The organism is Achromobacter sp. DH1f, from assembly GCF_000633435.1.
GTDB lineage: Bacteria > Pseudomonadota > Gammaproteobacteria > Burkholderiales > Burkholderiaceae_B > Achromobacter > Achromobacter deleyi.
Map to the genome: position 1 here is coordinate 184,647 of NZ_AYMF01000038.1, position 6,321 is coordinate 190,967.

At 65.8% G+C, this 6,321-nt stretch carries 6 protein-coding genes; 3 read left to right on the forward strand and 3 right to left on the reverse strand.

Annotated elements, in window-relative coordinates; genetic code table 11:
* Positions 1–48 precede the first annotated feature (48 nt).
* The gene (locus U858_RS0130280) at positions 49–1,026 is read right to left on the reverse strand and encodes a tripartite tricarboxylate transporter substrate binding protein (RefSeq protein ID WP_025140857.1); all 978 of its coding nucleotides are present in this window, start codon (positions 1,024–1,026) and stop codon (positions 49–51) included.
* Between the two features lie 517 nt (positions 1,027–1,543).
* On the opposite strand from U858_RS0130280, the gene U858_RS0130285 reads away from it, so the two are divergent.
* Both U858_RS0130285 and prfH read left to right on the forward strand, forming a co-directional pair.
* Positions 1,544–2,680 carry an RNA ligase RtcB family protein gene (locus tag U858_RS0130285; RefSeq protein WP_025140858.1) on the forward strand — a complete coding sequence of 379 codons (1,137 nt, stop codon included), beginning with the start codon at positions 1,544–1,546 and terminating at the stop codon, positions 2,678–2,680.
* A complete protein-coding gene (gene prfH / locus U858_RS0130290; RefSeq protein WP_025140859.1) occupies positions 2,680–3,315 on the forward strand; it encodes a peptide chain release factor H in 636 nt (211 codons plus the stop codon). Before U858_RS0130285 ends, prfH begins: the two co-directional genes overlap by 1 nt.
* A gap of 110 nt (positions 3,316–3,425) precedes the next feature.
* Here the strand turns inward: prfH and U858_RS0130295 are convergent, their stop codons facing one another.
* Both U858_RS0130295 and U858_RS0130300 read right to left on the reverse strand, forming a co-directional pair.
* On the reverse strand, positions 3,426–4,331 hold the full coding sequence (locus U858_RS0130295) for a pirin family protein (protein ID WP_025140860.1): 906 nt from the start codon (positions 4,329–4,331) through the stop codon (positions 3,426–3,428).
* Positions 4,332–4,457: 126 nt separating this feature from the next.
* Positions 4,458–5,156 carry a pirin family protein gene (locus U858_RS0130300; protein WP_025140861.1) on the reverse strand — a complete coding sequence of 233 codons (699 nt, stop codon included), beginning with the start codon at positions 5,154–5,156 and terminating at the stop codon, positions 4,458–4,460.
* 182 nt (positions 5,157–5,338) lie between these two features.
* On the opposite strand from U858_RS0130300, the gene U858_RS0130305 reads away from it, so the two are divergent.
* The gene (locus U858_RS0130305) at positions 5,339–6,253 is read left to right on the forward strand and encodes a LysR family transcriptional regulator (protein WP_025140862.1); all 915 of its coding nucleotides are present in this window, start codon (positions 5,339–5,341) and stop codon (positions 6,251–6,253) included.
* The last annotated feature ends 68 nt before the right edge of the window (positions 6,254–6,321 follow it).

A 6,321-nucleotide genomic window follows, 5' to 3' on the forward strand; every position in this document is an offset into this window, starting at 1 on the left:
CAGCGGTTGCGGCAGGCCAGGCTCAAGCGGCCTTGGGCCTGCCTGCCATCAATCGGCCGACAGTTTGACCTTCTGCGACAACGCCTTGAAGGATTCATACTGGCTGCGGGTCAGACGCTCCACTTCCTCAGGCGTCGAGCCGTAGGGCATGAAACCAGCCTGCTCCAGCTTGTCCTTCACATCCGGCATGGCCAGCGCTTCGCGGAACGCGGCGCTGAGCGCGTTCGTGATTTCCGGCGGCATCTTGGCCGGCCCGTACACCGCGAACCACGGATCCACCACGGCCGCGCCGTAGCCCAGCTCGGCCAGGGTCGGCACGTCGGGCAGCGCGGGCGCGCGCTTGCTGCCGGTCACCGCCAAAGCGTGGACCTTGCCCGACTTGATGTGCGGCAAGGACGCCGGCAGGTTGTCGAACATCACCGGCAAGTGGCCGCCCAAGAGGTCGTTGAGCGCCTGCGCGCTGCCCTTGTACGGAATATGCTGCATGCCGGCGCCGGTCAACTGGTCGAACATCACGCCGGCCAGGTGCATCGACGTCCCCGTGCCCGGCGTGCCGAATGCGGTGCCCGGATGCTGCTTGGCGTACGCCACCAGGTCCTTGACGCTGTCGACTTTCAGGGACGGGCCGGTTTCCAGCACCACCGAGGACGCGCCCAGCATGCTGACGCCGGTGAAGTCCTTGGTCGGGTCGAACGGCATCGACGGGTAGACGAACGGATTGAGCGCATTGGTGGAAATGGCGCCGAAGCCGATGGTGTAGCCGTCCGGCGCGGCGCGGGCCACGGCGTCCATGCCGATGTTGCCGCCCGCGCCGGGACGGTTCTCGACGATGACGGGCTGGCCCAGTTTTTCGGCGACCTTCTGGCCCGCGGTGCGCGCCACCAGGTCGGTGGTGCCGCCCGCGGTATAGGGCACGATGAAGGTGATGGGCTTGGCCGGATAGCCGGCCGCCTGCGCGGCGGCGGCGCCATGGACCAGCGCCAGCGCGGCCACGGTGCGCAGGACGTTCAGGGTAATGCGTTGCATGATGTCTCCATCCCTATTGTTATCAAGTCAGGGATGCGCATCATACTGCTGCGCGCTTGGCACGAAACTGACACGACTGTGGCGCAATTCATACGCCGGCGGCCACATTGGCGGCGCTTTGCCCATGCTGATGCGTCACCTCGCGGCAATCGATGATAGAGTGGCGCTCTCTTGGGCCCCGCGCCCTCACACTACCGAACTGCACAGGAGGAAAAAAATCATGCAAAACACGATGCAACAACAAACTTCCCACGCTGCAGGCCGCGTCTAGTCCGTTCGAATTCTTCTTGCTGTCGCCACTGCATGCCACCCGCGCATGCAGCCCCGCCCGTCAATCCGACGGGCAACGTTCGCATAGCAATCCATTCGCATTGCCTTGGCCCGGACCTGCCACACAGGGTCTCCCATACGCCTCGCCCTCGCACGGCCATCGCCTGCCCGAGCGCGGTATCCGCACGCCTGCGCTTTGCAGGACGCGCGGCCCAGGGAGCCCCGGATGATCTGATCTGGAAATACCATGGGCAATTGCATTCAAACCTTGTCCGAGCGCGTCACGTTGATCGCCTCGGACGAGACCTGGATCGAAGGCAACGCGATCCAACAACTACTCACCACCGCTGAACTTGCCGGCATGCGCCGCGTGGCCGGCATGCCTGACCTGCATCCCGGCCGAGGCTACCCGGTGGGCGCGGCATTCTTTTCCACTGGCCGCCTGTACCCCGCCCTGATCGGCGGCGACATCGGCTGCGGCATGGCGCTGTGGTCGACCGACGTCGACGCCCGGAAAGCCGCGCCCGACAGGCTGGAAAGAAAGCTGGGCAACCTGGATGCCCCGCTGGACGACCGCTGGCAAGCGCTCGCGTCCGAACTGGCGCCCGCTGACGTGGGCTATCGGCAGGCGCTGGGTACCATCGGCGGCGGCAATCATTTTGCCGAGCTGCAACGCATCGACGAGATCCACGACCCCGAGGCCGTCGCGGCCTTGCAACTGGACGTCAAACGGCTGGTGCTGCTGGTGCACAGCGGCTCGCGCGGACTGGGCGGCGCGATTCTGCAAGACCACATCCAACGGCATGGGCATGCCGGCCTGGCGCAAGGCAGCGCAGACTGCACCGCCTACCTGGCCCAGCACGACGGCGCATTGCGTTACGCCGAAGCCAACCGGCAACTGATCGCGCGCCGCATGCTGGACCGCCTGGGAGCCAAGGGCGAACAGGTGCTGGACGTGCACCACAACCTGGTGACACCCGCGGAGATCCAGGGCGAAGCCGGCTGGCTGCATCGCAAAGGCGCGACGCCGTCGGATGCCGGGCTGGTCGTCATTCCGGGGTCGCGCGGCGACTTCAGCTACCTGGTGGCGCCGATTCCCGGCGAAGCCAGCCTGTATTCGCTGGCACACGGCGCCGGCCGCAAGTGGATGCGCAGCGAGTGCAAGGACCGCCTGTTCAAGCGCTACACCCCGGCGCAACTGGGCCGCACCAAGCTGGGCAGCCACGTCATCTGCCAGGACAAGCAGCTGATCTACGAAGAAGCGCCCGAGGCCTACAAGCCCGTGGACAGCATCATCGACAGCCTGCAACACGCGGGCCTGGTCACGGTGCTGGCCAAGTTGCGCCCGGTGCTGACCTACAAGACGCGCGGAGGATGCTGCTGATGGAACTGCTGCAACTTTCCGCGGCCCACGGGCCTGACGAGTGCTGCCTGGCGGTCGCCAAGGCGCTGGCCGGCCTGCTGCGCGAAGCGCGTGGCCGAGGCATCGATGTCGACGTACTGGAATCCGAAGCCGGCGCCAGGGCGGGCACGTACCGCTCGGTGCTGCTGAGCCTGGACGGCGCGGGCGCTGAAGGCTTGGCGGCCGATTGGGAAGGCTCGATCCAATGGATCTGCGCCAGCCCCTACCGCCCCGGCCACGCCCGCAAGAACTGGTTCATCGGCGCCCTGCGCTGCGAGATGCCGACAACCGAACTATCCCGCGAGATCCGCTTCGAAACCACGCGTTCGTCCGGGCCGGGCGGCCAGCACGTCAACAAGACCGAGTCGGCCGTGCGCGCCACCCATGTGGCCACGGGCATCACCGTCAAGGTGCAAACCGAACGCAGCCAACATGCCAATAAACGCATCGCCACGCTGCTGATCGCCCACCGGCTGGCGAACCACGCCCAGGCCCTGCAAGCGGCCCAGCGGGCCGAACGTCGCCAGTTTCACCACCAGGTGGAACGCGGCGGCCCCCGGCGTGTCTTCAAAGGAGAAAACTTCGTGTTGATGAAAACGCGCCCGGCACAGGCGTAGAACGAAACGGGCCAGCATCCCCCGTAACGTGGGGATGCTGGCCCGTTTGCCGTCCGCGCTAACCGGCGGCGACATCACCGCCGTGAAAGCACCGTCGGCGAACGTTGCTATCACGCGCGCGGCGCGGGCAGCGGAATGAACTCCGTCTCGTCGCCCGGCACCGTCTGGCCGAAGCGGTTGCGCTGCCATTCCTCTTTGGCCTGTTCGATGCGGTCTTTGCTGCTGGACACGAAGTTCCACCAGATGAAGCGCGGCCCTTCCAGCGGCTCGCCGCCCAGGACGGCAAAGCGCGCATCGGTGCGGGCGCGGATCTGCACCGGACGGCCCGGCGCAAAGACGATCAGGCGGCCGCTTTCGAACACCTGCCCTTCCACTTCCACGGAACCCGTGGCCAGATAGGCCGCGCGTTCTTCGTGTTCGGCCGGCAGAACGGTCACCGCGCCGGCCTGCAACTGCATATCGCCATAGAACAGCGGCGAATGCGTCTTGACCGACGAGGTCTTGCCGAACAGCGAGCCCGCCACGACCTGAGCGCGCACGCCCTCGCCTTCGATCACGGGCTGGGCATCCAGGCCGTAATGGGTAAAGCCGGGATCGGTCTCTTCGTGTTCTTTGGGCAGGCCGACCCAGATCTGCAGGCCACAGAGGCGCTGCGCGGCCTGGCGGCTTTCAGGCGAGGAACGTTCAGAATGCACGATGCCCCGGCCGGCGGTCATCCAGTTCACTTCGCCGGGCAAAATGGTCTGCGTGTTGCCGGCGCCATCGCGGTGCACCATGGACCCTTCGTACAGATAGGTGACGGTGGACAGGCCGATGTGCGGATGCGGCCGCACGTCGATGCCGGACCCGGCGTTGAATTCCACGGGCCCCATGTGGTCCAGGAAAACAAAGGGGCCGACGGTGCGGCGCTGCGCCGAGGGCAGCGCGCGGCGGACTTCGAAGCCGCCCAGGTCGCTGGTGCGCGGCACCACCACGGTTTCGATCTGGCTTTCGCCGGGTTGGGACAAGGTGGACATGGAATACGCTCCTGTAGGGTGGCCCTGGGGCCATCTTAAGCCCGGCCGGTTCTTTGCTGAACCGCCGGCGCGGCATTGCGAAAAACAAGGCCGGGCGGATCTCGGCAATCCGCCCGGCCGCCGGCTTTACGCCAGGTCGAACACAAGCACTTCGGCATCCTTGCCGCCGGACAGCGCGACACGGGTTTCATCGGTGATGGCGACGGCATCGCCAGCCGCCAGCTCGATGCCGTTGGCAACGACGCTGCCGCGAGCCACATGGACCCAGGCACGGCGGCCCGGCGCCAGGTCGAGCGTGGCGGACTCATCACCGTCGAACAGACCGGCATACAGCCGCACGTTCTGATGGATCTTCATCGAACCATCGATGCCATCGCCCGACACCAGGGCTTGCAGGCGACCGCGCTTTTGCTCGTCAGAAAAGGTCTTTTCTTCATACTCCGGCGCAATGCCGGTGACGTCAGGCTCGATCCAGATCTGCAGCAGGTGGGTTTCCTGGTCGGCACGCGGGTTGAATTCCGAGTGCATGACCCCCCGGCCGGCGCTCATGCGCTGGACGTTGCCGGGCTGGATGGTCGAGCCGCTGCCCATGCTGTCTTTGTGGGCGATGGCGCCATCCAGCACGTAGGTGATGATTTCCATGTCGCGATGGCCATGCGTCCCGAAACCGCGGCCGGCGGCGATGCGATCGTCGTTGATGACACGCAGCGCGCCAAAGCCCATGTGGCTGGGATCGTAGTAGTTGGCGAAGGAAAAAGTATGGAACGAGTCGAGCCACCCGTGGTTGGCATGGCCCCGCTCGGCGCTGCGGCGAATGGTAAGCATAGTGGACTCCCTGTTGCAATCAAGTGAATGGTCTTGCAGCCGCTGGCATCGATCTATCACTGCACCTGACTTGGCTGCTGAACCGGCATGAATAGAATTGTGCCTGGTCCGCCCCAGGTAATTGACGCTATGATTTGACGGAACCATTCAATTTATTTGAACGATCAGCCGGAGCCTCCCTGATGCAAGCGATTACCCCCGAACTCCTGGTGCTGGTGGACGCGATCGCCCGCCACGGCAGTTTCGCGAAGGCGGCGCGCGAGCTGGGCAAGGTGCCGTCGGCCGTGACCTATTCGATCCGCAAGCTGGAAGACGGGCTGGACGTCCTGCTGTTCGACCGCTCGGGCCACCGGGCGCTGCTGACGCCGGCCGGCGAAACGCTGCTGAAGGACGGCCGTCACGTGCTCCAATCGCTGGACGATCTGGCCTGCCGGGTCAAACGTATCGCAACCGGTTGGGAAGTGGAACTACGCATCGCAGTCAGCGCGGTGCTGCCCTGGCGCCCGCTGTACGACCTGATCGAGGAATTCCAGGCGCTGGAGACGGCAACGACGCTGCGCTTCTCAACAGAAGTGCTGAGCGGCAACTGGGACGCACTGACGTCGGGCCGCGCAGACCTGGTGATCGGGGCCGGCGCGGCGGGCGAACCGACCGGCCCGTACCGATCGCAAGCAATGGGCCAGGCCCAGTTCGCGTTCTGCGTGGCGGCGCACCACCCGCTGGCATCCGCCCCACAACCGCTGAGCCGCGCGGACATCACGCGCTATTGCGCGGTGGTCGTAGCCGACACGTCACGCAATCTCCCGCCGCAGTCGCGCGGCATCCTGGCGGAACAACCGACGCTGGTGATGCCGACGATGCAGGCAAAGATCGAAGCGCAGATCCGCGGCCTGGGATGCGGCTATCTGCCCCTGACGCTGGCGGCGCCTTACCTGTCGCAAGGGGTGCTGGTGGTGTGCGAAACGGACGAAGGCATGTCGCTGACGGAACACGTGGCGTATGCATGGCGGGCCGAGGCGCCTGGGGAAGCGTTGAAGTGGTGGCTGCAGAAGATGAAGTCGCCGCGGTTGTGTGAGGGGTTGTTGGGGCTTGCTTGAGATTTGTTTGCCTGCGTGAGGGTGTGCTTCTTGGGCCGCTCGGGGCGCAGGGCGTGTGTGGGGCGGGC